Source organism: Sorangiineae bacterium MSr11954, from assembly GCA_037157815.1.
Taxonomy (GTDB): Bacteria; Myxococcota_A; Polyangia; order Polyangiales; family Polyangiaceae; genus Pendulispora; species Pendulispora albinea.
The window spans coordinates 10,567,610-10,593,919 of record CP089984.1; the positions used below are offsets into that span (position 1 = coordinate 10,567,610).

Sequence of the window (26,310 nt, forward strand, 5' to 3'; positions counted from 1 at the left end):
TCATTTGTCGTCGTCGTTGTCGTCGTCATCATTGTCTTCGGCGATTTTTGGTGCGAGGTGCGCCATGCACCTCTCGGCCAACGCCGAGATCAACAAGCTTGGATTGGCCACCGCCGAGGGCCCCGGCAAGATGGCGCCGTCGACGGCGTACAATCCGCGGTAGCCGCGAAGCCGGCAGTGGGCATCGGTGGCGAGACCGAGCGGCACGCCCCCGAGCGGGTGAAAGGACGAGCCTTGCGAGCGCGCCTGCGGCACGATGACCGGGGTGCCCGGAAACGCGGGATCGGTGAGGATGCTCGTGACGCGCTGGTAGATGTTGGCCGCGCCATCGGGCGGCCAGTCGAGAACGACGGTGTCGTTCGGGGCATCGTAGCGAAACGTCCCTTTTGCCGTGGGCACGCCGAACGCGATGTTCAAGAGCGCGCCGAAGAACGGCTGCAGGTTCGGATCGGAGGCAAAGAAGGCCGGCGCGCGCAGGGGCGGCGCCTCGATGATCACGGGGTTGCTCGGGTCGCGAAAGTCGGTGATCTTCTCGCCCGCCGGACCGCCCTGGGGCAGGAACGTCGAGCTGACGATGCGGAAATGCGCCATATCGCCGTTGGTCGTCCAGCGCGTTCCGACGTGCGCGTTCAAGTTCGGCAGCGCACCGGTGTCGCGCGCACGAACGAGCAGCTTGGTGCTCCCCACCGAGCCGGCGGCCATGAAGACATGACGGGTCGTAAAGCTTCGCGTCGAGAGGACGTGGTACGATTCATCGGTGTGCGTCACCGCGACCTTGTAGATGCGCGTGTGCGGGTCGTAGGTGATCCCGGTCACCGTGTGCAGCGGTTTGACGGTCACGTGGCCGGTCGACACCGCGCGACCCAGGTAGCCGTCGGGCTGCTCGAGCGACTTTTTCGCGCCGCTGTTGCTGCCCCAGTAAACCTCGCCGCGGATCATGCTGGCCACGCGGCGGCCGGCGATCTCGTCGCGCACTTTGTTCCAGTCCGCGATGGTCGGCATATTGGCGTGGTTGAAGGTCCACGTCGCCGGATCGGCCGGGTTCTCCTCGGGGTACCCTGCGGCGGCCGCAAAGGCCGCGAAGGTACGGGTGCCCCGGTAGTACTCGGTGGCTAAAATGTCACTCGGCGTGGGCGAAGCACCGAGGCGGATGGTCGCGTTTCGAAAATAGCGCGCCTTCAGATCCGCCCACACCTGCTGCATGAGCGGCAGCTCGTTCGGGGGAAACGCCGCGTCCCAGCCTTGCTTGGTCGGCGCGAACGCGACCCCGCCGTTCACCAGCGATCCGCCGCCAACGCCGGCCGCCACGCGAAGCTTGACCCCGTTCACCTTCAGCGCCGGAGACGCGTCGCGGTGCGTCTCCGGCGAGTCGTCCATTTCCTCCAAGATGCCCGCGCCGACCGGACATGGAAACGGGCCGCCAAACGACAGGTACGTGTTGCCGATGCACTTGGTGTTCATCCAGGTGCTGCGCACGTCGCCGCCCGGCGCGGTCACCGTCTCCAAGGTGGCGAAGGTGGCGTCCTTCGTGGGATCGCGCACCGTCCAATCGCGGCCGCGCTCGAGCACCAGGGTCTTGACCCGCGCGTTCCCGAGGTAGAAGGCCGCCACCGATCCCCCGTAGCCGCTGCCCACGACGATGGCGGGGTAGTCGACGGCGCCGCACGACTCCGCGGCGCGCAGGTCGGTCGATGCGAGCAGGGAGAGGGCCGCGGTTGCAGCCGTCAAGGCCGGGCCGAGCGCGCGCATCACGCGGCCTGAGCCCCGGCCACGAAGTCCGCCACCAGCGACGTGGTGCGCTGATCGGCCAAGATGCGCGCGTGACCGAGCCCCTTCGTGAGCTCGATGCGCGCCGTGCTGCCGAGCGCGTTGGCCACGATGTCGGCCTGGGCGAAGGGCACGAAGGAGTCGTCCTGATCGTGCAGCACCAGGGCCGGAAAGCGATCGCGGCTCGCGAGGGTCCGCACGTCCCAGTGCTCGATGGGCACGCCGTGGCTCCTGGAGAGCTCTTTGCGTATCTGCTGCTCGATGCGGCTGGAGATGCCCCAGAACCCGACGAAGCTGCGCAGGGCTTCGTTCAAGCAGCTCGGCGCCGAGAGGAGAACCATGCGCTCGGGGACCCGCTGCGAGAGCTTGGAGGCCGCCACCGCCGCGAGGCCGCCGAGCGAGTGGCCCACGATGGCGCGCACCTCGGCCGCGGGATCGAAGCGCTCGAGCACCTCGCGAACGGATGCCACGAACTCGGTCATGGTCGTGCGCCGCCCTTGGTTCGAGCCGTGCGCGGGGCCGTCGAACGCCACCACCCGGTAGCCGCGCTGGCGGAGGGGCCGCACCAAGCTGCACATGGCGGCGCTGTCGGCCCCCCAGCCATGAACGAGGACCACCATGGGCCCGCTCTTGCCCCACACGTAGACGTTGCGGACCTTCTCACCGTCGCGCACGGGCTTGGCCGTGGCGCCCGCGGGGATGCCCACCGGGAGATCGCGCCCCCCGCGGCGCGTCTCCATGAACAAGTTGGTGGCCCACTTCCCTGCTATTTTTCCTGGCAGCTCGCCGGCGAGGGCGGGCGGGGATCGATCGAGCAGCGCGAACCCCCACCGCGATGCGAAGACCCGCGCCTGACTGGTCAGCGATTCGAGGCTATTCATGATGCGCGCGCTCCTACGATGCGCCCCGATCGAGCGCCTTGTCCGCCAGCGGAGGGGATCCGCCGTCTTCGCCGAACGGGCTATAGAAACCCGTCTGCGGATTGTACAAATGGCACCTTCGAACGGCCGTGTAGAGCTCACGCCACGAGAAGGGCTTCTCCCGCATCATCCCCGGCAGCGCCGCCCTCAGCGCGGCGTTGGCCTGGGGCAGGTTGTAGAACGGGACCTTCGGCGCCACGTGGTGCGCGGTGTGGATGGAGATGTTGTGCGTGAAGAAATGGAGCAGCGCCGAATACTTGTAATCGGTGGTGAGCAAGAGCTTGCTCGCGTTGCGCGTCCATTGTTTTCCGCCCAGAAAAGGGACGTCTTCGGACGTGTGGTGCATGAGGGTGGTGGCGCTGAACCATGCGTGCATGCCCAGCCACGGCAGCAGCACGAACTTCACCAAGCCGAGCCAGCCCGTGAAGTGCACCACCAACGGGAACGCCACCAGGGCGACCAAGACGACGAACAGGATCGAGCGGCGCACCTCCTCGCGCTCTTTGCGGCCGGGGAACATGTTGGTGCGAAAGCCCGAGATGAGCTCGTAGTGGGCGGTGCCCAGCCAGAAGAAGATGGATCGCGTGCCGAAGTAGATGCTCTTGTCCTTCAGCGGCATGCGCTCGTACATGGCGCGACCCACCGGGCGCCAGTCGGTGTCCTTCTCCAGGTTGTTCGTGTTGGCGTGGTGCAAATTATGAACGTGGCGCCAGCCGTGGAACGGATAGAGCATCGGCAAGAGCGCGATGTGGCCAATGGCATAATTGAACCGGCGCGAGGACGAGAAAGAGCCATGGCCGCAGTCGTGGGCGATGCAATGAAGGCCCCATCCGCCGAGCCCCGCGACCAACGATGCCGGGAGCCACAGGAGCCAATGGGGCGAATAGGCGATGAGGGCGAGCCCGGCTGCCCATAGGGCATAGCTCGCGAAGAAGCCTACGAGCCCGCGCGCGGAGTTGATGGTGAAGCACGAGCGCGGAATGATGTCCGCCAGCCGTACGCCCTCGAGCTCGCGCGAACGCCTCAAAAGTTCTTCCAGGGGCGTCTCGGGCTTTTGCTCGTTTCCAACGACGAGTTGCAGCATGGTCGTCTCCCGTCAGTCGTCTTTGTTCTCGTGCGATAGCTCGCGCGCAAGCTCCCGAGCGACGCTGTCGATCGTCGGGTGCTCGAACAGAAGGGCGGGCGAGAGCCTGCGCTCCACCGCCTTTTCGAGCTCGCCCGACACCTGGATGGCGGTGCGCGAGTCGAGCCCGTAGGAGGCGAACTCGCGCGACGTGTCCACGTTGTCGACGGGAATTTTCAGCTGCGCGGCCAAACGATCCGTCATCCAGCGACGGATCTCGGCTTCGCTGCGCAGAGGGGCGCCGCGGGGGGCCTCCTTGAGGCCGAGTCGCTTCGCAACGGACGACAACAAACTTTCTTTCATAGCGAACACTATTCCTTTCGACTTGGGCGGATCGTGACGCGCTCGATCACGGCCGGTGAGGGATGCTTCAAACTCCAGACGAGCTTCATCTTCGCGAGCAAGGCGATGCACCAGCCGCTCAGATCGGGCTCCCACCAGCGCACGGCGTGCCGGTACGAGCTGGGAAAGGCGTGGTGGTTGTTCTGCAGTCCCTCGCCGAACGTGAGGATGGCGACCCACCAGCTGTTGGCGCTGGAGTCGTTCGTTCGAAAGGGCCGGCTGCCGAACATGTGGCACACGGAGCCCACGCACCACGCCGCCTGATTGGCGAGGAACATGCGCGCGAGGCCCCCGACGATGAAGCCCACCCAGGCGCCGCGCGCGCTGCCCGCGAGGAGCCCGCCCGCCACCGCGGGGATGACGAAGCCCAACGCGAGCCAGATGAAGTAGCTCTCGTTCAAGCGCACCAGGGTCCGATTGCGCAGGAGATCGCGCGCAAAATGGCCCGGGCTCGCCACCCTTCGCGAGAGCATCCAGGGCATGTGGGCGTACCAGAGGCCCTTCATCTTGGCGGCCCAGCCTTCGCCGTGGAGCTGCGGGGTGTGCGGATCGCCCTCCGTATCGCTGTACGCGTGGTGGGCGCGATGGGTCGAGACCCAATAGAGCACCGGCCCCTGCCCCGCCATCGATCCACAAACGATGAGCAGCACCTCCAGGGCCTTGCTGGTGGAGAACGCGCGGTGGGCGAGCAGCCGGTGGAGGCCCATCGTCACCCCGCCCATGTGGACGAAATACATGACGGCGAAGAGGATCCATTGGCCGGCGCCGACTTCGTGGCGCAGGGCGAGGCGCGCCGCCTCGATCGTCCCCAGGGCGGGGACGATCATGATGGCCAATGCGATGCGCGCCTGCAGCCGGTGCGCGCTGGGTGTGACGTCCGCCATGCCGAGCACGGTGGACTCCTGCGGCGGGATGGCGTCGGCCATCGTGGTCTGGGTCATGGTCCGTTCCTCAAGGCTTGCGGGGCGCGCGCCGCGCTGAACGTCGGGGTTGATTGACGTCGCGGACGAGGCCCACGCGGGCGAGCCCTTCGATGAAGAGCCCTGACAAATCAATCTGGTAAAGGTGATGATCGTTGCGCGCCGACGAGGGGAACGCGTGGTGGTTGTTGTGCCACGATCCTCCGAACGAAGGCAGCGCGAGCAGCGCGATGTTTCCGCTGTGATCCTTGGACGGGTACGGCCGCCGCCCGAACACGTGCCCGAACGAGTTGATCGCCCACGTCACGTGATCGAGCAGAAAAATCCGGACGAAGCCGCCCCAGAGCATGCCGCGCCACAGGCCGGGGATGCCCATGGCCAGCGCGCCGGCGATGGCCGGCAGGAGCAGGCCGGCCGCCAGCCAGAATGGATATTGCGCGTTGATGCCGATCACGTCGCGGTCGCGGAGCAGATCGGGGGTCAATCGCGCCCAATCGGTGCGATCGGTGCGGAACAGCCAACCGAAGTGCGCGTGGGCGAGGCCGCGCAGCTTTCGCGTGAACCCCTCGCCGTGGAGCCAGGGCGAGTGCGGATCGCCGTCGCGATCGGTGGCGCCGTGATGACGCCGGTGAATGGCGGCCCAGAAGAGAATGGGCCCCTGCCCGGCCATGGATCCCAGCCCGCCGAGGAGGTAGGTGACGAAGCGGCCGCCGCGAAATGCGCGGTGGGAAAAGTAGCGGTGAAACCCCGCCTCGATGCCCAGCGCCGTGCCGGCGTACATCACGCCGAAGAGGATCCACTCGGCGCGGGTCACCCCGTGGACGAAGGCCGATACGATGGCGGCGATGAATCCGAGGGTCGGAACGCCGACCGTCAAGAGCGCGTACGTGCGCTGAAGCCGCTGGCGATCGTCCGAGGCGGATAGATCGGGGGATACTTCCGACTCCGGCGGTCGTGAGCCGCCGGGATCAGGTGAATGGACATATGCGGGCTGCATCGAACACCGTCTCGCTTCCATGGTTGAGTGGGGTATCGGTCGGCTACGCGACCTGTTGCAGCCCGCCCGCGAGGTAAAGCGCGCGCGATGCAGCCCGGCGCACCTTTCCGCTCGTCGTCCGCGCAATCGAGCCGCGGCGGCACAAGACCACCTCTTTCGGCGCCACCCCGTGCACCTGTGTGACCTGCGCGATGATCGTCTGGGCGATGGCGCCGATGTCCCGCCGATCGCGCTGGACGCGGACCTCGGCCAGGATGATCACCGCCTCTTCGCTCCCTGCCTCGACGGAGAATGCCACGGCGCCGCCGCGATAAATCGAGCCGTGCGCCGACTCCACCGTGTGCTCGATGTCCTCGGAATAGTGATTCTTCCCGGCGATGATGATGAGATCCTTCGAGCGGCCGGTCACGTACAGCTGGCCGTCCTGAAGAAATCCGCGATCGCCCGTGTCGAGGAAGGGTCCTTTTGCGCCGGGGAGCTGGCAGCCGAACACGCGCTGCGTCTCCTCGGGCCGGGCCCAATACCCATGGGCGACGCTGGGCCCCGACACCCAAATTTCGCCGATTTGGCCTTGGCCGAGCTCCGTGCCGGCAGCAGGATCGACGATGCGGAGATCGTAGCCCGAGGTGACTACGCCGCAGCTGGTGAGGCCAATGGCCTCCTTCGAGCCGTCCGTCTCGGCGGCCTCGTCGTGCTCGCCGCGCGCGTCACAATCGACGGCGGCGCCTGCCTCCAAGCGCTCGCGATCGAAGCGGCGGTAAATGGGGTTTTGCCCCGGGGGTTTACCGGACACGATGAGCGTGGACTCCGCCAGGCCGTAGCATGGATTCACGGCGCGTACGGAGAACCCGCTCGGCTCGAAGCGCTTGCAAAATGCGGTGAGCGTGTCGGGGCGCACGGGCTCCGCGCCGCAGAAGGCCTCTTTCCAACACGAGAGATCGAGCCCTTCGAGCTCCTCGTCCGGAATGTCCGAGGCGCACATTTGATAGGCGAAATTGGGGCCGCCCGACAAGGTGATGCGGTGCTGGCTGATCGCCTGGAGCCACCTCACGGGCTTCTGGACGAAGTGCATGGGTGAGAGGAAGACCAGCGGAAAACCCGCGAAGAGCGGCTGGAGGATGCCGCCCAAGAGCCCCATGTCATGGTACGGCGGGAGCCAAATGCAGCCGCGGCGGTGGGGATCGGGGCCGAGCCATTCGTAGACGGCCGCGCAATTGGCGACGATGTTTGCGTGCGAGAGCATCACCCCTTTGGGCGATCCCGTCGAGCCCGAGGTGTATTGGAGCATGGTCAACGCGTCGCGATCGGCCGTCACCCCGTCGAAGGAGGCCTGCGGCAAGGCGTCGGTGGCGATCCACGAGGCGTGGGTGACGTCGGGGAGCTGCCCTTGAAACACGGCCGCAAAGGCCGCGCTGGTGAGGACGAAGTCGGGCGAACAATCTTGAATGACGCCGCGGAGGCGCTCGGCCATGCGCTTGGAGGCAGGCGGATAGGCGGGAACCGCGATAGCACCCGACGCCATGGTCCCGAGGAACGCTGCAATGTACTCGAGACCCGGTTCATAAAGGAGGACGGCGCGTTTGCCCGCCGCCCCGCGCGCGCTCAAATCGGCGGCGACCCGCGAGACGGCTTGCCAGAGCTGCGCATATGTCCAACTCTCGGCGTCATTTTCACCATCGTGGAGATAGGTGAGGGCGAGCGCGCCCCCCTGGATGGCCGCGCGCTGCCCAACGATTTCGGCGATCGGTCGACACAAGTCGACGGTTTGATTCGTTCCCATTGCTTTTGCCGGGGGACCCGAGCCCCCTCGTATCCTAAGTGGTTTCCGCCGCTTCGGCGCTGGCACTCGAAGCGTGCAAGCTACCGACGAGCCGGAACGACCGACATATTATGTACATGATATTATGCCCGTGATTTGTCAAGAGAGGCCCGGAGCGATTTCCGGTGGTCGCCGGCGCGGCGCAGCATGATGGCCCAAACGAGAAACACATTCGAAACGCGCGCCGGCGCCCAACACTCGAAATTGTCTCGAGATCGTGTCTGCGCACTGCACGGCGTGGTCGCAAAATATGTTACGGAATATATTATTCGCGCAGCCCAGCACCGGCGCGCAGAAGACAACCGTGCACTGTCACCCATTCAGTGGACACGTGATTTGTCATAGATAACAAATTTCGAAAATTCGAAGGGAAAACGATTTCCACCACGACCATTTCCGGCCGCGCATCGAACGTTCGAAATAACCTATTCCACCTGCTGGCAATAGGTCAACCGATCGTTTGGCAACAAACGGATGTCTAAGTGACATATTGCTTTGTGGCGCACGAAAGCCCGAAGTGGAGCGAACATCGTAAGCTCGCGGAGCTCGGGTCGAGAACGTCCAATCGCTTCCCCACCTGGCGCGCAACCGCCCACCCGCCAATGAAAGGAACGAGAACTTTTCAGTATGGCCGGCGATGGAAGGCCTCGCTCCACGAGGGCACCTCGAGGCGCAGTCCGGCGCGATCGCCGCCTTCACATGAGGAGAGCCGGCGGGCTCGAGGCAGCGCGGGAGGGCGTCGCCATGGCCCCGCATCATCGTCTGAAGATAGGAAGGAGGCGAAAGTCAGAAGCTATCGACGCGATCGGTTCCCGGAGACGTGCCACCCCGGACCCAAGACACGAACTCGTGCAGGACGAGGTCTCCCGACGAAACGCTCCGGAGAGAGGCGCTCTTGCAGCTCCGCGGCCGGTACGTGGTGAAGCATCGCAAAGCACGCGACGCCCGAGAAGGAGGCGTCGGAGATGGGCATTCGCGTACCGTCCCCCGGGACAATTCGAACATTGTCGATTTTTTCATAAAGCGCCGCGCGAGCGTTTTCGTCGAGCTCGATGGCGGGGAGAGACTTCACCCGTTTCGAGAGCTCGCGGGTGGTCCCACGGTCGTCACCGCCACACCGCTCGTCCGCGAGCTCATTCTACCCATCGCGCAGACCTTCTCGGCCGCCGGCCGGGCGCGGCGGTTGGCGCGTATTTCAACCGTCGATCGTGATGTCGGAGGTGGGCACCGCGCAGCAGAGAAGCGCCGTACCTTCATTGGGCGGCGCGAGCAGATCGAGGAGGTGCGCGACGGTGCCCCCGGAGACACGATGGCGGCAGGTCTGGCAAACGCCGCTTCGGCAGCTCGAGGCGAGGGCGATGCCGGAAGCCTCCCCCAGCTCCAGGAGCGATCCGGCGCCCTCGTGCCAGGTCGCCTCGACTTTGCTTCGCAGGAATCGAACGCGGTAGGGGCCGGGCGAAGGCGCCTTGGGGCTCGCGGCCGACGCGCTTCGCGGCGAGACGAATACTTCGTAGTGAATCCGCTCGGGGGCGATATCCAATTTTGCAAAAGCCATTTTGGCGTCGCGTAAAAAGGAGTCCGGCCCGCAGAGATAAATATCCGCCTCGCGGAGCGGGATGGTCGCCGCGAGGTGCTCGAAGTCGATGCGACCGTGGCGGGCGCCGCGGCGCGCGAGATCGCCCTCGGCGGGGCGGCTGAAATAGAGCTCGGCGGTGGCGTTTTCGAGCTCGGAGACGACGTCTCGAACCTCGTCCCAGAGCGCGAGCTCCGCGTCGCACCGGGCGCCGTGCGCCACGTGGACGGAGGGGGCTTTGGCCGCGCCTCGGCCGCGCAGCATGGCGATGGTGGGCGTGATGCCGATCCCCGCGCTCAAAAAGACGAGCGGGCGCCGTTCGGGCGCTTCGTCCGGCAAGGTGAAGTCGCCAAAGGGCCCGGAGAGGACGAGGGAGTCACCTTTTTGTACCGATCGGTGCAAATGGGACGAGAGCACGCCCTCGTCCTCGCGCTTGACGCTGATGCGAACGAGGCCATCATCGCCGACTTCGGAGACGGTGTAGCAGCGCCAGACGGGCGCGGGGTGCGCGACGGCGTTCGCCTGGGCAGCGCCGTCCGCCTGGGCAGCGCCGTCCGCGCCTCGCGGCACCGCGGTGTGGATGCGGACGTGTTGACCGGGCTGGGGCACGCGCAGAGGCCGCAAGGGATCGCGGAACCAGAAGCTGACGACGGTGGCGCTCTCCTCTTCGCGGGCCTCGACCCGCGCGGCGCGCGGCCACTCGTGCGGCGGCGGGGCGGTGTCGACCAGAGGGTGTCCGGCGGTCTCCGAGGCGGCGCCGATCTCGACGAACGGCGCGTTGCGCGCGACGCGGCCGGGGCGGACGACGCGCGCGTAGACGCCGCAAAAGACGTGTCCAAACGAGCGCGCGAGGACGAGCGGGACGTGCACGTCGGCCTCCGAGGTGCTCGGATTGATCGACGTCGCCTTGCATCGGTCGATGGGTCGCAGGATCTCGAGCTCGGCGTCGCCGATGCGGATGCGGCGCCCCAGGAGCCCCAGCTCGGCCCACGCCGGCAGGCCGTCGAGGAAGAAATTGCCTCGGAAGCGGAGCGGGTCGAGCTCGGTGCCGGCCGCGCGGGAGAGGGCGCGCACCGTCTCCAGGTTGATGAGCGAGATGGTGGCGTCCTGGTGATCCCAGAAGCCGAAGGAGCTCGCCTCCACCAACCCGGGCGAGCCGTGCGGGCCCTGCGGAAACCACGCGGTCAAGGTGGCGTTGCCGCGCGCGACGCTCTCGGGATCGTTCAGATCGACGGAGACGCGATCGCCTTTGGGGGCGCGAATGGAGAGCAGGAGCTGCTCGTCGTCGAACTCGAAGGCGTAGAGCGGGAGATCCTGATTCTGCGTGAGCCGAACGAAGTTGCCGCATGGCATCCAGCGCGGGGCGCTGCGCACGGCGCGCTCGCCGGGCGGGAACGATGCGTCGAGGTCGACGCGCGTCTGGCCGTTGGTCACGGCAAACCGCCGGTCGTGCTCGAGCCCGAACCCGCGACGGAGCTCGGCGAACGACAGCATCTGCGGTCCGAAGCCCTTGATCGGATAACGGGCGATGCTCGCGAGGTGGGCCGCGCTCATGGTGCACCCGCCGCCTCGGTTCCGAAGAGAAGCACGCGCGAGCCCGCGTCGAGGCCGAGCGCCGAGCGCACGCTCGCGTCCTTGCACACCGCCATGAGCCCTGCGCCGCCGCTGGCACCGCACGGCGAGAGCGCGACGCCATCGTGCGCCATCTGCACGGCCGCTTGGCCCGCAGCCGCGTCGGTCACGGTGACGAAGCCATGCGCCACGCGCGAGAGCACGTGGAAGGCGAGCAGCGAGGGCTCCCGGCAATCGAGCCGCCCGAGGGTGGTCCGTCCGGGTGCGATGCGCGTGGGCGCGCCGAGCCGCACGCTCTCCAGCACGCACGCGGCCCCCGCCGGCTCCACGACCACGAGGGTAACGGCCTCGCCCCATCGCTCGAAGAGGTACGACGCCGCCACCGACGCAAGACCGCCGACGCCAGCTTGAACGAACACGTGCGTGGCCGGGCCGCCTTGCTCTTCGCACGCGCGCGCCGCCTCGTCCATGAGAACGGAGTAGCCCTGCATCACCTCGCGCGGCCCCGTGGCGCGCGCCTCCCAGACGTCGCGGGGCTCGGAGGCGACCGCCGGCGACAAGGTGTCCGAGATGAGCGCCCAGCCCTCGCGCGCGGCGCGGGCCTCGGCCAGCTCGAGGCTCTCCTCGTAGTCGTGTCCAGCGCGGACCGTCTCCGCGCCCTGCGCTTGCAGCCGCTCTTCGAAGCTCGAAGGCACCGTCTCGTTCAGGTACACCACGCTCCGCGCACCGACGGCGCGCGCCCCCGCGGCCACCGACAATCCGTGGTTGCCGGCGCTGGCGCATGCGACGGTCACCGGCTTGCCCGGCTCGCGCTCCGTCTTCCGGCGCGCATGGCGAATCACGGCGTGGGCGCCGCCGAGCGCTTTGAAGCTGCCGAGGCCCATGCGCTTTCCCTCGTCCTTGATGAGGATGGCGCCCAACCCGAGCGCGCGTTCCAGCTGCGAGAGGCGGCGCAGCGGCGTGGGCGCGTATTTCATGAACGCGGAGAGGAGCTCGCGCGCGGGGGCCACGTCGCGCAGCCCGACCCACGCCAGCTCGGCGAGCTCGGAGGGGCCGTGCACGGGGCCCGGATTGGGAGTGGAGCGAGAACGAAGGTGAAAGCGCATGCTCCATGCGTCCAGCGGCGTATCGGACATGGGTTTTACTATAGCGATCGCGCGCGCGGAAAAACCGCGTCCTTGGGCCGATGCACGCGTGGAAACCGCGTATTCCGTGCCAATATGCAGGCCATGCGCAAAGGCCCGAATGGCGCTCTCGACCGCATCGATCGCACCATCCTCGCGCGCCTCCAAGAAGACGCACGGGTGACCGCCGAGGCCATCGCGACCAAAGTCGGCCTCTCCCCCGCCGCCGTGCAGCGGCGCATCAAGCGGCTGCGTGAGACCAACATCATCGCGCGCGAGATCGCCGTCGTCGAACCGACGGCCGTCGGTCAGGCGATGACCTTCATCGTCTCGGTGGAGCTGGATCGCGAGCACCAGACCGACATCGACTCATTCCGGCGCGCGATACGCGCCGAATCACGCATTCAACAATGCTACCAAGTCACCGGCAGCACCGACTTCGTCCTCGTGGTCATCGCGCGGGACATGCCCGACTTCGAAACGTTCGCGCGACGCGCGCTGTACGAGAACCCCAACGTGCTCCGCTTCACGACCCAGGTGGTGATGAACCGGGTCAAGGTGGGTTTGACGGTGCCCATCAAGGACGGGGCTTGAGGCGCCGCGCGCCCGATCAGCGGGCGCGGTCGCAGAGGGCGCGCTCCGTCAGCTCGAAGACCGCGCGATCCGTCGATGCGAAGTCGACCGTGCTGGTCATCGATACGATGATGCTGCGGCGCCCATCCGCCGTGATACCCGTGCGGGTATGCGGCGCAACGGGGCTATCGCCCGCGTGCTGCCAAAAGCCGCCGCATGACGTGGGGCTCCAGAAAATGCCGAGGCCCGCGCGGGTGCCGGCCGGGTAGTCGCCCTCGGGCATGGGCACCGTTCGTTGCATTTCGGTGAGCTCCGAGGCGCGGAGCACCTTTCCGGTGACCAGCTCGCGGAAGAATCGATTCAAATCCGCCGTGGTGCTGATGACCGCCGAGTCGGCGGTGTGCTCCAGCGTATTTTCGGTGGTCTCCAGGGGCGAAGGCGCGCCTTCGACCCGCAGGTACGTGCGGGCATAGGGCACGGGGACCTTCGGATCGGTGGTCGTCACGGACGTCTGCGTGAGGCCGAGCGGCACCGCGATGCGGTTCACCACCTCGTGCGACCAGTCGTGGCCGGTGATGGCTTTGATGATCATCCCGGCGACCAAATAACCAGTATTCGAATAACTCCAACCCTGGCCGGGGGCGAAGGCCGGCGGGTGTTTCATGGCGATGGCCACCAGCTCCTCGGGGGTCATGAGGTTGTAACGAATACCCTCGAAATCTTGGCGCATGGCGCTCTGCAGCCCTTCGTCCTCGACATAGTCGAAGAGCCCGCTCGTATGTTGAAGCAGCTGCCGCACCGTGACCTTGTTTCCATCGTTGCCCTGCCCGCGGACCACCCCGGGCAGCCATTTTTCCACCGGATCCTCCAAGGAGAGCTTCCCCTCTCCGACCAGCTGCAACACCACGGTGGCCACGAAGGTCTTGGTGGTGCTCGCCACGCGAAAATGCGCGTCCCAGGGCACGGGTTGGTTCGTTCCCAGCTCCGCGGCGCCCGCGCGCGCCCGCAGGGGCCCTTCCGGGGTGACCACCTCCGCCAGCACACCGACGATATCGGCCGTCTTTTGCACGGTCTCCACGTCCGCACGGAGCGCGGCTTCATCGAATCGAGGCGATACATCCTTATTGTCGTCCGAGCACGCGGCGGTCAGGAAGGCCGAAGCCGCCACGAGCGCGTGCGAACGACGTCGCAGCATAGAATACGTGTTCATACGCCCAAGGTGCCCGACCCCACCTCCAGCGTTCATGCCTTGCCGCTCGAACGTCGCTTCCGCGTTTTGGGACGATTTGCGCCGCCGATCGGGATCGGCGGGATCCCCCGCCCGCGGCGCTCGCTCGCGGCGGTTGACAACTTAGGACTCCTAAGTTATGAGAGGTGGAATCATCGCATCCCTCGCGGGCGGGCGGCTACGTACGGGCTCCTGCTGCGCGCGGACGAAGGCGGTGCATTGTCCGCGGAAAGGAAAGTCGACCTATGAGCATTCATGGATATACGTATGGAACGACGGCCGTTGCGCGATCGCCCATCTCGCTGGCGGAGTTCGAGGAGATGAAGAAGAGCGCGCTCTTCGGAGAAGAAGATACGCACTATTTGAAGTTGTCCCACGACATCGTGAAAGACCATGTCGAGGCCATCCTCGACGTGTGGTACGGCTTCGTCGGCGCAAATCCGCACCTCCTCGCGTCATTCACGGCAAAGGACGGCGGCGCGCCCGTGGGCGAGTATTTGGGCGCCGTGCGTAAGCGCTTCGGCCAATGGATCCTCGACACGTCGCGCGCCGAGTACGATCAGAGCTGGCTCGATTACCAACACGAGATCGGGCTTCGCCACCATCGCATCAAAAAGAACGCGATCGACGGGGCGCCATCGACGGACATCGTGCCATTTCGTAACTTGTTTGCGCTCATCTTCCCCGTCACCTTCACCTTGAAGCCGTTCCTCGCCAAGAAAGGGCACTCGCCGGGCGACGTGGACAAAATGCACGCCGCGTGGGTGAAATCGTGCCTCCTGCAGCTCACGCTCTGGAGCCATCCCTACGTGAAGGACGGCGACTTCTGAGCCTCGGGTCGTAGCGTGGTGGCGTAAGCGCATGGTGGCATAAGCGCGTCATGACGTGACGGCGGCACGGTGTGAAGGAGACGCCGTGGGACGGCGGCGCGGCCCGCGGGCGATGCATCCACCTCGTCGATGACTCCCATGAATACGATCCATTCGACGAATGGATCGCTCCGGCTTAGCTTCAGCGGCCGAGGTCTTCGTTCATGAGGCATTTGGCGGTCTTCTCCCCCGCGGCCATCGCCATCGCGGTGTCCGCGCTCGTGCACCCTGCGTGCGCGCCCCCACCGAAAACGCAGCAGCCCGGCCAGGTGGCGCCGGCCAAAGGTTACTCCGTCAAGGAGCTCGGCGAGCGCCTTTATTGGGTGACCGACGGGTCCTACAACACCATGTTCGCCGTGTCGAACGAGGGCGTAATTGCTATCGATCCGCTGCCAACGCTCGGAGAACACTATCTCGATGCGATCCGCGAGGTAACGGACCAACCCATCACGTATGTCGTTTACAGCCACGAGCATACGGATCATATCGGGGCCGCCGGCCTCTTTCCGAAGACTGCAAAGTACGTCGCTCACACCGAAACGGCCGCCTTGCTCGCCAGCCGGCGCGATCCCAGGCGGCCGGTGCCCACCGTCACCTTCGACCGAACGTACCGCCTGGAGCTCGGGGATCAGACCCTCGTCCTCGACTACCATGGAGTGAACCACGAGGCCGGAAACCTCTTCATTTACGCGCCCAAGCAAAAGGTCTTGATGCTCATCGACGTCGTCTACCCCGGGTGGATGCCGTACAAGAACCTGGGGATAGGGGTGGATATCCCCGGATACATCGACGCCCACCGCCTTGCGCTGCAATACGACTTTCACACCCTGGTGGCCGGACACGTCGATCGCCTCGGCACGCGCGAGGATGTGCAAACCTCGCTGGCCTTCGTCACCGAATTGCAATCGACGGTGGCGAGGTCGATGGCCAAGACGACCTTTCCTGCTTACTTGAAGGCGACCGCGAGCACGAAGACATCGTGGGAGCGGCACAACGACTACGAGATGGCCCTGGTCGATGCGTGCCATGCGCAGATGTCGCCCAGGTGGGGCGCGCGGCTCGCGGGGAGCGAAAGCTATTTGAAAGACAACTGCTGGGCGATGCTGGAGAGCCTGGTGGTGCAGTTCCCGCCCGTGGAGGTGAAGTGATGGCGGACGTCTCGCTCACGGTCAACGGCAAGGCCGTGCGGGTCGACGTCGATCCGCGCACGCCGCTTCTTTGGGTGCTCCGGGAGCAGCTGGGGCTGACCGGAACGAAATACGGCTGCGGCATCGCGCAGTGCGGGGCGTGCACGGTGAGCCTCGATGGAGACGCGGTGCGCGCGTGCGTCACGCCGGTCTCGAGGGCCGCCGATCGCCGAGTGGTGACCGTCGAAGGGCTCTCCTCCGATCGAAGCCACCCCGTGCAGCGCGCGTGGCTCGAAGAGCAGGTGCCCCAATGCGGTTATTGCCAATCGGGGCAGATCATGGCCACGTGCGTGCTTTTGACCAAAGTTCGCCGGCCGACGGACGAGCAAATCGACCAAGCGCTGGCCGGGAATCTCTGCCGCTGCGGCACCTACCATCGCATTCGCAAGGCGGTTCATCGGGCGGCCGAGCTCACCGAAGAAGGCGGGGGGCCGCGATGAGCAAGCTGTCGCGCCGAAATTTTTTGGCCGTCAACGGGTTCTTTTTGGTCGGTTGTTTCCTCGATTCGATCGTCAGCGGCGCGGAGGTGCTGGCCGCGCCGGGGGGGCCTGCCGCGACGGATGCGCAAACCATCGATCTCAACGCGTGGCTCAAGATTGGCACCGATGACACGGTGACCATCGTCGTCTCGCAGGCGGAGATGGGGCAAGGCATCATGACGACCCTCCCCGCCGTCCTGGCCGAGGAGCTGGGCGCGCGCTGGGATCGGGTGAAGCTCGAGACGTCGCCGGCCGCGGTGGCCTACCGCAACCCGCGGCTGCAATGGCAGTTCACCGGGAACAGCGAGAGCATTTCGTCCTTCTTCGATTTGATGCGCAAGATGGGGGCGAGCGCGCGGGCCATGCTGGTCGAGGCGGCCGCGCAGAAGTGGGGTGTTCCGGCGGCGAGCTGCCAGGTCGAAGAGGGATATGTCGTTCATGCCGGATCGCAAAAGCGGGAGAGCTTTGGCGCGCTCGCGCCACGGGCGAGCGCGATCGCGCCGCCAAAGGAGGTACGGCTCAAACCCGAGAGCGAGTGGAAGCTGCTCGGAAAGCCCCTTCCACGCGTGGACAACCCCGCCAAGGTCGATGGCTCGGCCGTCTTTGGCATCGACTTCACCTTGCCGGGGATGGTTCACGCGGCGGTCCTGAATTGTCCGACGTTCGGGGGAAAACCTTCGCGCATCGATCGCTCCTCCGTCGCGTTGAGTGCGGCGAGTGCGTTGAGTGCGGCGAGTGCATCGAGCGCGGCGGGCGCGGCGGGCGCGGGCGAAGAGGGGCTCATCGACGTGGTCGAGGTGCCGGGCGGGGTGGCGGTGGTGGCGGCCACGTATTGGCAGGCGCGCAAAGCGCTGGAGGCGCTGCGGGTGGATTGGGACGAGGGCCCTCACGCGCAGCTCGACAGCGCCAGCCTGATGAACCAATACCGCGAGGCGATGGCGGGCGATGACTGGGTGCTCGTCAAAGCGGTGGGCAACTACGAGGCCCTTCCCCATCCTTACCCCAACGGTCCGCTCCCAAACCTACACGGGCGCGCGGGGCGCGCGGCGGTACTGAAAACGGAGTCGTTCGCGGGCTTCCACTCGGCGGAGTACGAGAGCCAATTCCTCGCCCACGCGACCATGGAGCCCATGAACGCGACGGCGCACGTCAGGGCCGACGGGTGCGAAATTTGGGCGCCGACGCAAGGGCAGGAGCTCGCGCAGGTGGTGGCCGGGGCGGTGCTCGGGCTGCCGAAGGAGAAGGTGCAGGTCCATCGCACGTTCCTGGGCGGCGGGTTCGGCCGGCGCTTGCTCGTCGATTACATCGTGCAGGCGGTGGTCCTTTCCAAGGCGATTGGCCGGCCCGTCAAAGCGATTTGGTCGCGCGAAGAGGACATGCGCCACGACCATTACCGGCCCGCCGTGCTCCATCGCATCACGGCCGGTCTCGACAAAGAGGGATATCCGGCGGCGGTCGCCCATCGGCTGGTGTCGCCCACGATCCTCAAGCCCGTCTTCCCTCCGGCGGTGACCGACAAATTCGATCCCAGCTGCCTGGAGGGGTTGATGGAGACGAGCTACCGGATCCCCAACGAGCGCATCGACTTTCGTCTGCTCGAGGTCGGGGTTCCCACCTCGGTGGCCCGCACCACCGGCTACGGACCGAACCTGTTCGCGCTGGAGAGCTTCCTCGACGAGGCGGCGCACCTGGCAAAGAAAGATCCGTACGCGTATCGGCGGCGCCTGCTCGAGGGGAACGTGCGGGCGCTTGCCGTCCTGGATCGAGCGGCCGAAAAGTCCGGATGGCGCGAGGCGCCCAAGGTGGGCGTGCACCGGGGTATGGCGTTCGCGGACGCGTTCAACACCGTGATCTGTCAGGTGGTCGAGCTTTCGGTGCAGGGCGGGGTGGTGACGATCCATCGGGTTGTTTCGGTGGTCGATTGCGGTACCGTTTTGAACCCGAACATCGCGGAGAACAACATCGAGGGCGGGGTGGCCTGGGGGCTCTCCAACGCCTTCAAGTCGGAGATGACCTTTGCGCGCGGCCGGGCGGTGGAGGGCAACTTCGATGGCTTTCAGGTCCTGCGCCTTCCGGAGATGCCGCGGTGCGAGACCCACTTCATCGACAGCGGCGCGCGGCCCCTCGGCGGCACCGGGGAAGTGGGACCCGTCACGGTCATTCCGGCGGTGACCAACGCGATTTTCGCGGCCACCGGCCGGCGGATTCGGTCCTTGCCGCTCCGCCGTCATGGCCTGCGCCTGGGATGACCAATCGAGCTCGCTGACGACATTGACAACGACGAGATGGATGAAATCGATGCGTTCGATTTGGATACTGGCTATTTGTCTCTTTTCCGCATGCAAGCCCCAGGGCGAGGCGCCTTTGGGCACCGCGCCGCCGTCGCAGGGTTTTGCGGCTTTTCGCGCGGCGTCCAGCGTCCTTTTGCACCCGCGTTGCCTGCACTGCCACGCCAAGGACGATGCGCCGCTGCAGGGGGACGATCATCACGTTCACGATATGAACGTCAAGCGGTACACCGATGGAAAGGGCAGTCCCGCCATGCGGTGTACGAATTGCCATCAGACGGCCAACTCGCCCCTGCCCCATAGCCCTCCGGGCGCGGACGATTGGCATATGCCGCCCGACGATATGCGAATGTCGTGGCATGGGCTGACTATCGCCGAGCTGTGCGAGTCGCTCAAGGATCCGGCGCGAAATGGGCATCGCAAACTCGAAGACGTGATCGATCACCTCGATACGGGGCTCGTCAAATGGGCGTGGGAGCCGGGGCCCGGGCGGGAGCGACCGCCGCTCGAGTATGGCGATTTCGTCGCCAAGATGCGCGCGTGGAAAGAAGCCGGCGCGCCGTGCGCAGACCGGTGAGGGGGCGCGCGACCTCGGCGATCGCGCAACTGTTCGCATTACTCGTCGTACTGCTGCGCCCAGGCTTGGCACGGGCGGATGAACCGATCGCGCCCGCCTCCTCCGCGACTGCGACTGCGTCCTCCGCGACTGCGCCGTCCTCCGCGACTGCGCCGTCCTCCGCGACTGCGCCCGCCTCCTCCGCGACTGCGCCCGCCTCCTCCGCGACTGCGCCCGCGTCCTCCGCGACTGCGCCCGCATCCTCCGCGACTGCGGCAACAACCCCGGCACCGCCCGCAACGGAGCCCCCCGCGTCGCGTGCACCGGCGGCGCCGGAGCCGGTGGTTGCCGTCGCGGGCCCCTCGGGGTTCGGCGTGGAGTCGGCCGATGGCGATTATCGACTTCGTTTGCACTGGTTGCTCCAAACCGACTATCAAGCGTTCCTCGTCGACCGGCCGCCGGGTGTGACCGCATCGAGCACGTTCAATGTGCGCTTTGCCGCCTTGCAGATGAGCGCCGTGGTGGCGCGACGGTTTCGTTCGCAGATGTTCGTGGATTTCGCCCAAGGCCGCCTGACCTTGCTCGACGCGTGGCTCGAAGTCGATCTCGCGCGACCGCTCACATTGCGCGTCGGCAAGTTCCTTTATCCCATCAGCGAAGAGCGCCTCACGCCGGGCATCTGGCTCCCCTTCGTCAGCACGACCTTGGCCAGCGTGCTCCTGCCGGCCCGCGACACCGGGTTGCAACTTTACGGCGAGCCCATCCCCGGCGTCCTGAAGTACAATGTCGCGCTCACCAACGGCGGATCCGCCGGCCTCTTGGGCGACGCTGACATCGACGCGCATCGCGAGCTTACGGCGCGCGTCTTCGGACGGCCCTTCGCGTGGCTCTCGCCAGGGCCCCTCACCAAGCTGGGCCTCGGAATCGGTGCAAGCTACACGGAGCACGATGGAACGGTGGCGGCACCGGAGCTGCCCATTTTACGCACGTACGGCGGCCAGACGTTCTTCGCGTACAAGAACGATCGCACCGCGGCCGGTACGATGACCGCCCGCGGAGCCGCCTGGCGGATCGTGCCCCATGCCACGTGGGCGTTCGGCCCCGTCGCCGCCTATGTGGATTGGGTGCACGCGAGCGACGATATCGGGACAGCGACGGTCTCCTACGATGCGCTCGGCGCCGTCGCCTCCCTCGTCTTGACCGGTGAGGACGCCGAACCGCTTTCGTACATCGTGCCCAAGCGCCCTCTCGATCTGGCCAAGGGCCACCTCGGCACCTTTCTGCTCGTCGGCGGCGCAGGGCGGCTCATCGTCGGCTCGAGCGCCTTTCGCGCTGGCGCCGTCGATCCATCGGCTGGGTCACGGATCACCACGGTGTACGGGGGTGGGCTCAATTGGTATCCCGTGCGCGGCATCGCCATGCTTGGCTCGTTCGGCCACATGTTCTTCGAGAGCTTCGCCGGCGCGCCGATCCGTCCGGACGAAAATGTGCTCATTGTCCGGATGCAAATGGCCATCTAACATGTTGCCCAAGGCGAGGTACGGATGAACGAAACGCAGGAGCTCTTGCGATCCTGGCATTCGCTCGAGGACGGCGGCGAGCGGATGATCCTCGCGACCTTGGTCCGCACGGGGGGCTCGAGCTACCGCCGCGCCGGCGCGCGCATGCTGATGACCGAGCAGCGCTGGCTCGCGGGCGGCATCAGCGGCGGGTGCCTCGAAGGCGATCTGCTCCGCAAAGCGTGGTGGCACACCGAGGGCGGTCGAACCAGCCGCATCGCCTACGACACCACGGGCGACGACGACGACGTGCGCGGCGGCTTCGGCCTCGGCTGCAACGGCAGGCTCGAACTGTTGCTCGAGCAGCTTTCAACCGACGATCCGGTGCACCCGCTGCGCTTCATCGAGCGCTGCTTCACCGCGCGGGAGCCCGGGGCCATGGCGACCATCGTTCGCACCGGCCACCTCGAATCGAACCTCGGCCAGCGTCTGCTCTACGATGGTACCGGGCGGATCGCCTGCAACATCGCCGATTCCAAGCTCGCGGCGAGCATCGAGCGCGCGGCCGCCTCCGCGCTGGAGCGGGAGCACTCCGTGCATCTTACACTCGATGCGGCGGGCGCGCCGTGCGCCGATGGGGAGATCGACGTCTTCGTCGAGGTGATCCTCCCGCCCCGGCCGCTGGTCGTCTTTGGCGCCAATTACGACGTTCGAGCCGTCGTGCGGCAAGCGAAGTGCGTGGGCTGGGAGGTCACGGTCGTCGCGCGCCGCATGTCCGCAGAGGCCCGCGAGGGGCTCGCCCTCGCCGACCGCATCGTCATGGGCTCCCCCGCGGACGTCGCCATCGGGCACCGCACCGCGGTCTTGGTCATGACCCACAATTACGAATCGGATCGCGCGATCCTGGAGTCGGTCCTCCCCTCGCCGGCGCCGTACATCGGCATCCTCGGGCCCCGCGCGCGCGCCGAGCGGCTTCTTTCGGAGATCCTGCGCGCGGGGGCCGGCGTGACCCGAGCCCAGCTCGCCCGCGTGCGCGCGCCCGTGGGGCTCGATCTGGGGGCGGACGGGCCGGCGGAGATCGCGCTGTCGATGATCGCCGAGATTCAATCGGCGATGGCGGATGGCTCGGCCCGCCCGTTGTCCGAGGTCAAACGCGCGGAGCTCAAAAGCTCCCACGAACCTCGAGTCGGAGTTGCCGAGGTCCCCGATACGGGGGCGCGCCTCCGAAAGCTGGGTTGACCTCCGATCGCGCTAATGAATCACGGGCCGCGATTTGACCTTGGGCTTGCGCGACGCGAAATAGGTAACCAAGAAGAACGCCAGACCAAACGCGCCTAAAATGCCGGCGGAGATCACCAGGTTCTTTACCAAATCCGATTGCGCAAAGGGTTTGACGGCCGGCTTGTCGCCCAAAGCCTCCAGCATCTTTTTGGGCACCTCGGCGGGCACTGCAAAGTTCAGATTCTGGCCTGTCGCCATCATGCCGACGGCCACGGCAATGACCTGCCCATCGCGCGTCATCACCGGTGAGCCGCTCGAGCCCGCCGAGATCTGCGCCGTGATTTGAATGGCCCACGATGAGCCAATGGCCGCCGTGTCCGCGGCACCGCCAAAGCTGGAGACGCCTTTTTCACGGATGGCCGATACGATCCCGAGGGACAAGGACGCCGAGAGCCCATTGGGGCTCCCCAGCACCACGATCTCGTCGCCCGGGCTCACGTCGTGGCTCTCGCCCAGGGCGAGCGGCACGTAGTCGTCGCCCGGAAAGAGGATGATGGCGATGTCCTGAACGGAGTCCTCGGCCAAAATGCCTTTGGCCACCACGTCGCGGCCATCGGCCAAGGTGGCCACCACCTTGGAGGCGTGGTCGATCACGTGCTGGTTGGTGACCACGCGGCCATCTTTGGAGACGAAAAACCCGGTGCCGCGCGCGACCGGGCGATCGCCGCGATCGTGGATCGTGAGGAGGACGACCGAGGGGCGCGCTTTGGCGGCGAGCTCCTTGGTTTCGAAGGCGGCGGCCGTGCGCGAGGGGAGCGAGACCGCGGCGGCGAGGGACACGTGCGGAAGGAGGGCAAGCACGAAGCTGGCGAAACGTTTGGCCGCGATCATCGCCCGAGGCATCTTAGCCGAGCAAGGGACAGGAGGCGCGCGTTCTCGGGGACGCGCTCGAGAAAGGAGGCGCGGAGGCCCGCGTCGGTGAGCCTGCTGGCGAGGGCGAGCAGTCGGGTGCGGCCGGAGTCCAGCGCGCCGGCAGCGGCTTGGCTTTCGCCGTTCGCCTCGAGGGCCTCCGCGTAAACGAGGCGCAGTCGAATTTCGCCGACCTCCACGCCGCCCATGGAAGCCAAAAGATCCATCCCTTCGCGCGCCATGCGGAGCGCTCCGCGGCGCTCGCCGCGCGCGAGGAGGACGACTCGGCCAAGGTCGCCTCGAGGATTTGCATCTCTCGCGCGCGCCCGACGAAGGGGCTCTGCTTTCCGAGGAGGGTCCGCCCCGCGCCCGAGGGCGAGCGCGGCTCGCCGAGCCAAGCGCCTCCCGCGCCGCGCGCGACGTCGAAGCGGCCCTCGAGCAACGCGGCGGTGACGTCATCGAGGCGGATCGCGGGCGCGGGCGCGGGTGTGGACTCGGCCGCACCAAGGAGGCACACCGCGCGATCGATCGACTCGCCGGTGGGTCCGAGGCCACGAAAGACGGCGCGCCCGGTGGCGATGGCGAGCGGCGCGAGCGCGAGCTCTCCGCGCAGCGCCAGGGCGGTGTGCGCGGCGCGCGCGGCTTGGTCGGTGGCGCTGCCGTGCACATCGGCGGTGGCCACGATGCGCCTGTTCGAGAACGAGTCGAGCCTCACCCCGTGCGCGCGGGCGATCTCCATGGCGCGCGCGAGCGCGCCGGGGCCGAGCGGCTCGCGGGCGCCCGCGAGCACCACCGAGACCAGGCGCTGCTCGGCCATGAGCCACTCCGCGGGCGGATGCGCGCGCAAGGTCTTCGAGGGCACGTCCATCGCCGCCAGGCGCCCGAGGAGCTCCGAGCCATCGCGCGGCCGTGCCGCCGGATCTTTGGCCAGCATCTGCGCGATCAGCTCGTCGAACGCACGCGGCACGTCGGGCTTCGAGGTCGAGACGCGCGGCGCCTCCTCCAACGTGATGTTGAGCGCCAGCGCAAACATATTTTCGCCGGTGAACGGGGCGCGCCCGGTCATGCATTTGTAAAGAACGACCCCGAGCGAAAAGACGTCCGACGCGGCATCGAGCGATGTCGATTGCATCCCGCGCGCCTGCTCCGGAGACATGTAAGCCGGTGTACCGAGCAGTACATCACGCGAGAGGCTCGTACACGGGCCATGCGAGGTGCTGACCAATCCAAAGTCGAGCAATTTGGCGCGCGCCGGATCCCCTTCGACCAGGAAGATATTGGCGGGCTTGATATCGCGATGCACGAGCCGCTCGCGGTGCGCCGCCGCCAGCGCGCCCGCGATGGCGCGTGCGAGGGCCACGGTATCTTCCGTACCGAGCGGTGCGCGTGCGAGGCGCGCCGCGAGATCCTCACCCTGGAGCCACTCCATGACCAAGTACGGCCGCTCGGACGTGCCATGACCGACATAGCGCACGATGCGTGGGTCCTGAAGCCGCGCCAATGCATGAACCTCGCGCTCGAAGCGCGAGGTGACCTTCGGGTCGAGCTCCAGCATCAATTTGACCGCGACCGCGGAGCCGGTCTCCAGATCGCGCGCACGGTACACCGCGCCCATACCCCCTTCGCGGAGCAGACGGTCGAGCAACCATCGGCCATCGAGCACCCGGCCGACGTGCGTTCCCCCACCCTGCGCAAGATTGGTCAATGACAGACCCCCGATCGCACGATGCGATCGTATCAAAAGTCTGCCATCGCGAAAAGCGCATGGGCTTCCGCAAAGGTGGTGAGTGCAAACGATAGACCTACGACAGACCGGCATTCACGTCACGCGAATGGGCGCTCCGATGCTGGGCAGTCGGTGCGACAATCGTGTCACACGTCGAAATTATCGCAACGCATCATTCGAACATCGAATTAACGATTACGCCAAACTCGGTTATCGTGCGGGGGTGTCCGAGGCAGTCGATTTCGAGCGGACGGTGATGCAGAAGCAAGACGCCCCAGCGGGCGAGTGCGTCTTCGTGGCCAAGGTCATCGATGGGCCCGATCGAGGCCGAACCTTGACCCTCGATGGCGCGCAGCCATCGAGCGTTCTGGTCGGCCAGAGCCCCGCGTGCGCGCTGCAGCTCACCGACCGCGAGGTGTCGCGGCGCCATATTGCGCTCGAGCCGCGCGCCGGCCGGCTTCACCTGCGCGATCTGGGCTCCACCAACGGCACCTACCTGGAAAAGCTTCGGATCATCGAGGCCGAGCTCTCCGGCGGCGAGGTGGTGCGCATCGGCTCCACGTGCCTGCGCTTCGACCGGATGCCCCTCGCGCCCGCGTCCGCCCCGCCGCCGCCGTTGAATGCGTTTGGGCGCTTGCTGGGCGCGAGCCCCGAAATGCGGCGGCTCTATCCTTTGTGCGCCCGTCTGGCGCGGGCGAGCATCGCGGTGCTGGTCGAGGGCGAGACCGGCACGGGCAAGGAGCTTTTGGCGGAGTCGCTGCACGAACAAGGGCCGCGCGCGCAAGGTCCTTTCATCGTCTTCGACTGCACCGCGGTGCCGGCGAACCTGGTGGAGTCGGAGCTGTTCGGGCACGAGCGCGGTTCGTTTACGGGCGCCGTGGCGAGCCGCCGGGGCGTCTTCGAGCAGGCCGACGGCGGTACCCTCCTCATCGACGAGATCGGCGAGCTGGATCTGGCGCTGCAACCGAAGCTCCTGCGGGCCTTGGAGCGCTCGGAGGTGCGGCGCGTGGGGGGCGACCGCGCGCGCAAGTTCGATGTTCGCGTGATCTCGGCCACCCGGCGCAACCTCGACCAAGAAGTGCAAGCGGGGCGCTTTCGCGACGATCTTTTCCATCGCCTGGCGGTCGCGCGCATCGAGCTTCCCCCGCTGCGCCGCCGCACGGGCGATATCCCACGGCTGGCGCGCGCGCTCTGGAGCTCCATGGGCGGCGACGAGGGCGAGCTCCCCGAGGCGCTGGTCCGACAATGGAACGATGATGCCTGGCCGGGCAATGTGCGCGAGCTCCGCAACGCAGTGGTGCGCCGCTTGGCGCTGGGCGAGGTGGAGCTGCTCGAGCCATCCGATGCGGCAGCGACGGACGATGCGGTCGACCCCGCCGGGGCCGCGCAGGGAGCACACGGCGCGCACGACGCGCACGGCGCTACAGGGATCCTGGAGCACATCATCTCCATGGGATTGCCCTTCGGGACCGCGCGCCAGCACGTGCTCGACGCGTTCGAGCGCCGCTATGTGGAGCGGACCCTGGCCGAGCACGGAGGAAATGTCATGCGCGCCGCCGCTGCGTCCGGGGTCGCGCGGCGGCATTTTCAGCGGGTCAAGAGCCGCAGCTTGAAATAG

At 66.8% G+C, this 26,310-nt stretch carries 21 protein-coding genes; 9 read left to right on the plus strand and 12 right to left on the minus strand.

Translation table 11 applies throughout. The annotated features are described in order from the left end of the window. The 9 genes from LZC94_41350 to LZC94_41390 form a co-directional block, all read right to left on the minus strand. Complete coding sequence (locus tag LZC94_41350; GenBank protein ID WXB14259.1) at positions 1-1,728, minus strand: GMC oxidoreductase; 1,728 nt, start codon at positions 1,726-1,728, stop codon at positions 1-3. Between the two features lie 20 nt (positions 1,729-1,748). After that, positions 1,749-2,648: an alpha/beta hydrolase gene (locus LZC94_41355; GenBank protein WXB14260.1), complete on the minus strand. Its 900-nt coding sequence runs from the start codon at positions 2,646-2,648 to the stop codon at positions 1,749-1,751. A gap of 13 nt (positions 2,649-2,661) precedes the next feature. After that, positions 2,662-3,771 (minus strand): fatty acid desaturase, encoded by a 1,110-nt coding sequence (locus LZC94_41360; GenBank protein ID WXB14261.1) that lies wholly within the window; start codon positions 3,769-3,771, stop codon positions 2,662-2,664. Between the two features lie 12 nt (positions 3,772-3,783). Then, positions 3,784-4,113, minus strand: a complete 330-nt coding sequence (locus tag LZC94_41365) for an acyl carrier protein (GenBank protein WXB14262.1) — start codon at positions 4,111-4,113, stop codon at positions 3,784-3,786. 8 nt (positions 4,114-4,121) lie between these two features. Next, complete coding sequence (locus LZC94_41370) at positions 4,122-5,093, minus strand: acyl-CoA desaturase (protein ID WXB14263.1); 972 nt, start codon at positions 5,091-5,093, stop codon at positions 4,122-4,124. A gap of 10 nt (positions 5,094-5,103) precedes the next feature. After that, a complete protein-coding gene (locus LZC94_41375) occupies positions 5,104-6,069 on the minus strand; it encodes an acyl-CoA desaturase (GenBank protein ID WXB14264.1) in 966 nt (321 codons plus the stop codon). Positions 6,070-6,112: 43 nt separating this feature from the next. Then, entirely contained in the window at positions 6,113-7,825 is a 1,713-nt protein-coding gene (locus LZC94_41380; GenBank protein ID WXB14265.1) for a fatty acyl-AMP ligase, read from the minus strand. Positions 7,826-9,083: 1,258 nt separating this feature from the next. Then, positions 9,084-11,015 (minus strand): MOSC domain-containing protein, encoded by a 1,932-nt coding sequence (locus tag LZC94_41385; GenBank protein ID WXB14266.1) that lies wholly within the window; start codon positions 11,013-11,015, stop codon positions 9,084-9,086. Then, positions 11,012-12,169: a pyridoxal-phosphate dependent enzyme gene (locus LZC94_41390; GenBank protein ID WXB14267.1), complete on the minus strand. Its 1,158-nt coding sequence runs from the start codon at positions 12,167-12,169 to the stop codon at positions 11,012-11,014. Before LZC94_41390 ends, LZC94_41385 begins: the two co-directional genes overlap by 4 nt. Positions 12,170-12,262: 93 nt before the next feature. On the opposite strand from LZC94_41390, the gene LZC94_41395 reads away from it, so the two are divergent. Next, complete coding sequence (locus tag LZC94_41395) at positions 12,263-12,751, plus strand: Lrp/AsnC family transcriptional regulator (GenBank protein ID WXB14268.1); 489 nt, start codon at positions 12,263-12,265, stop codon at positions 12,749-12,751. 16 nt (positions 12,752-12,767) lie between these two features. On the opposite strand, the gene LZC94_41400 is transcribed toward LZC94_41395, so the two are convergent. Further along, complete coding sequence (locus LZC94_41400; protein WXB14269.1) at positions 12,768-13,940, minus strand: beta-lactamase family protein; 1,173 nt, start codon at positions 13,938-13,940, stop codon at positions 12,768-12,770. A 263-nt stretch (positions 13,941-14,203) separates the two neighbouring features. Between LZC94_41400 and LZC94_41405 the strand changes: the two genes are divergently transcribed. The 7 genes from LZC94_41405 (at position 14,204) to LZC94_41435 (ending at position 22,075) form a co-directional block, all read left to right on the plus strand. After that, entirely contained in the window at positions 14,204-14,788 is a 585-nt protein-coding gene (locus LZC94_41405) for a protoglobin domain-containing protein (protein ID WXB14270.1), read from the plus strand. A 203-nt stretch (positions 14,789-14,991) separates the two neighbouring features. Next, positions 14,992-15,975 (plus strand): MBL fold metallo-hydrolase, encoded by a 984-nt coding sequence (locus LZC94_41410; protein WXB14271.1) that lies wholly within the window; start codon positions 14,992-14,994, stop codon positions 15,973-15,975. Further along, the gene (locus LZC94_41415) at positions 15,975-16,454 is read left to right on the plus strand and encodes a (2Fe-2S)-binding protein (GenBank protein WXB14272.1); all 480 of its coding nucleotides are present in this window, start codon (positions 15,975-15,977) and stop codon (positions 16,452-16,454) included. The genes LZC94_41410 and LZC94_41415 overlap by 1 nt, the downstream gene beginning before the upstream one ends. Further along, the gene (locus LZC94_41420) at positions 16,451-18,742 is read left to right on the plus strand and encodes a molybdopterin-dependent oxidoreductase (GenBank protein ID WXB14273.1); all 2,292 of its coding nucleotides are present in this window, start codon (positions 16,451-16,453) and stop codon (positions 18,740-18,742) included. Before LZC94_41415 ends, LZC94_41420 begins: the two co-directional genes overlap by 4 nt. Positions 18,743-18,791: 49 nt before the next feature. After that, the gene (locus LZC94_41425; protein ID WXB14274.1) at positions 18,792-19,358 is read left to right on the plus strand and encodes a hypothetical protein; all 567 of its coding nucleotides are present in this window, start codon (positions 18,792-18,794) and stop codon (positions 19,356-19,358) included. A 320-nt stretch (positions 19,359-19,678) separates the two neighbouring features. Continuing rightward, on the plus strand, positions 19,679-20,857 hold the full coding sequence (locus LZC94_41430) for a hypothetical protein (protein WXB14275.1): 1,179 nt from the start codon (positions 19,679-19,681) through the stop codon (positions 20,855-20,857). Between the two features lie 24 nt (positions 20,858-20,881). Continuing rightward, the gene (locus tag LZC94_41435) at positions 20,882-22,075 is read left to right on the plus strand and encodes an XdhC family protein (protein WXB14276.1); all 1,194 of its coding nucleotides are present in this window, start codon (positions 20,882-20,884) and stop codon (positions 22,073-22,075) included. A gap of 12 nt (positions 22,076-22,087) precedes the next feature. Here the strand turns inward: LZC94_41435 and LZC94_41440 are convergent, their stop codons facing one another. Further along, a complete protein-coding gene (locus LZC94_41440) occupies positions 22,088-22,948 on the minus strand; it encodes a S1C family serine protease (GenBank protein ID WXB14277.1) in 861 nt (286 codons plus the stop codon). 13 nt (positions 22,949-22,961) lie between these two features. Next, the gene (locus tag LZC94_41445; protein ID WXB14278.1) at positions 22,962-24,671 is read right to left on the minus strand and encodes a serine/threonine protein kinase; all 1,710 of its coding nucleotides are present in this window, start codon (positions 24,669-24,671) and stop codon (positions 22,962-22,964) included. 244 nt (positions 24,672-24,915) lie between these two features. On the opposite strand from LZC94_41445, the gene LZC94_41450 reads away from it, so the two are divergent. Beyond that, entirely contained in the window at positions 24,916-26,310 is a 1,395-nt protein-coding gene (locus LZC94_41450) for a sigma 54-interacting transcriptional regulator (protein WXB14279.1), read from the plus strand.

Bases quoted from the DNA above. Each gene is read 5' to 3' on its own strand.
- LZC94_41355 (WXB14260.1), bottom strand. From the start codon at position 2,648: ATGAATAGCCTCGAATCGCTGACCAGTCAGGCGCGGGTCTTCGCATCG.
- LZC94_41360 (WXB14261.1), bottom strand. From the start codon at position 3,771: ATGCTGCAACTCGTCGTTGGAAACGAGCAAAAGCCCGAGACGCCCCTG.
- LZC94_41365 (WXB14262.1), bottom strand. From the start codon at position 4,113: ATGAAAGAAAGTTTGTTGTCGTCCGTTGCGAAGCGACTCGGCCTCAAG.
- LZC94_41370 (WXB14263.1), bottom strand. From the start codon at position 5,093: ATGACCCAGACCACGATGGCCGACGCCATCCCGCCGCAGGAGTCCACC.
- LZC94_41375 (WXB14264.1), bottom strand. From the start codon at position 6,069: ATGCAGCCCGCATATGTCCATTCACCTGATCCCGGCGGCTCACGACCG.
- LZC94_41385 (WXB14266.1), bottom strand. From the start codon at position 11,015: ATGAGCGCGGCCCACCTCGCGAGCATCGCCCGTTATCCGATCAAGGGC.
- LZC94_41390 (WXB14267.1), bottom strand. From the start codon at position 12,169: ATGTCCGATACGCCGCTGGACGCATGGAGCATGCGCTTTCACCTTCGT.
- LZC94_41395 (WXB14268.1), top strand. From the start codon at position 12,263: ATGCGCAAAGGCCCGAATGGCGCTCTCGACCGCATCGATCGCACCATC.
- LZC94_41400 (WXB14269.1), bottom strand. From the start codon at position 13,940: ATGAACACGTATTCTATGCTGCGACGTCGTTCGCACGCGCTCGTGGCG.
- LZC94_41405 (WXB14270.1), top strand. From the start codon at position 14,204: ATGAGCATTCATGGATATACGTATGGAACGACGGCCGTTGCGCGATCG.
- LZC94_41410 (WXB14271.1), top strand. From the start codon at position 14,992: ATGAGGCATTTGGCGGTCTTCTCCCCCGCGGCCATCGCCATCGCGGTG.
- LZC94_41415 (WXB14272.1), top strand. From the start codon at position 15,975: ATGGCGGACGTCTCGCTCACGGTCAACGGCAAGGCCGTGCGGGTCGAC.
- LZC94_41420 (WXB14273.1), top strand. From the start codon at position 16,451: ATGAGCAAGCTGTCGCGCCGAAATTTTTTGGCCGTCAACGGGTTCTTT.
- LZC94_41425 (WXB14274.1), top strand. From the start codon at position 18,792: ATGCGTTCGATTTGGATACTGGCTATTTGTCTCTTTTCCGCATGCAAG.
- LZC94_41435 (WXB14276.1), top strand. From the start codon at position 20,882: ATGAACGAAACGCAGGAGCTCTTGCGATCCTGGCATTCGCTCGAGGAC.
- LZC94_41440 (WXB14277.1), bottom strand. From the start codon at position 22,948: ATGATCGCGGCCAAACGTTTCGCCAGCTTCGTGCTTGCCCTCCTTCCG.